The organism is Solibacillus ferritrahens, assembly GCF_037027585.1.
GTDB lineage: Bacteria > Bacillota > Bacilli > Bacillales_A > Planococcaceae > Solibacillus > Solibacillus ferritrahens.
The window spans coordinates 1-657 of the sequence record NZ_JAXCLE010000063.1 but is presented as its reverse complement, the minus strand read 5'-3'; the positions used below and the strand labels follow the sequence as shown (position 1 = coordinate 657).

1 protein-coding gene is annotated in these 657 nt (G+C 41.1%); it reads left to right on the top strand.

Features of this window, described 5'->3' with window-relative positions; all coding sequences use genetic code 11:
* Window positions 1-657, top strand: a 657-nt coding sequence (locus SNE38_RS19185) for a transposase (RefSeq protein ID WP_336047181.1), incomplete at both ends; no start/stop codon positions are given.

The window sequence follows — 657 nt, the reverse complement described above, 5'->3', positions numbered from 1 at the left end:
GTTACTATGTGAAGGACGAACGGACAAAACAATTTGCCTATTCATTTCATGCAGCGACAGATGAACGTGGCTTTGTATTAGGAACGATTGTGACACCTGGCAATATACATGATAGTCATATGCTGCAACCGCTTGTTGAAAAGGTCATTCATCGTGTGAAAAAGCCTGTAGCTGTTGCTGCGGATGCGGCTTATAAAACGCCTGCGATTGCGAACTTTTTATTAGAAAATCAAATGTTGCCTGTTCTTCCTTATACAAGACCAAAAACGAAAGATGGCTTCTTCCGTAAACATGAGTATGTCTATGATGAACATTATGATTGCTATATTTGCCCGAATGACCAGATGTTGCGCTATACAATGACGACGAAAGAGGGCTATCGCCAATACAAATCGAATCCAGCGGTTTGTGCAGACTGCCCATTTCTAGCACAATGTACAGAAAGTAAAAATCATACGAAAATGATTCAGCGACATATTTGGGCAGATTATCTGGAAGAAGCCGAACATCTTCGTCATCATCATGAAATTAAATCAATTTATGCAAAACGGAAAGAGACGGTTGAACGTGTCTTTGCGGATGCGAAAGAGAAGCATGGTATGCGATGGACAACGCTAAGAGGCCTTAAAAAATTGTCCATGCAGGCGATGCTTACTT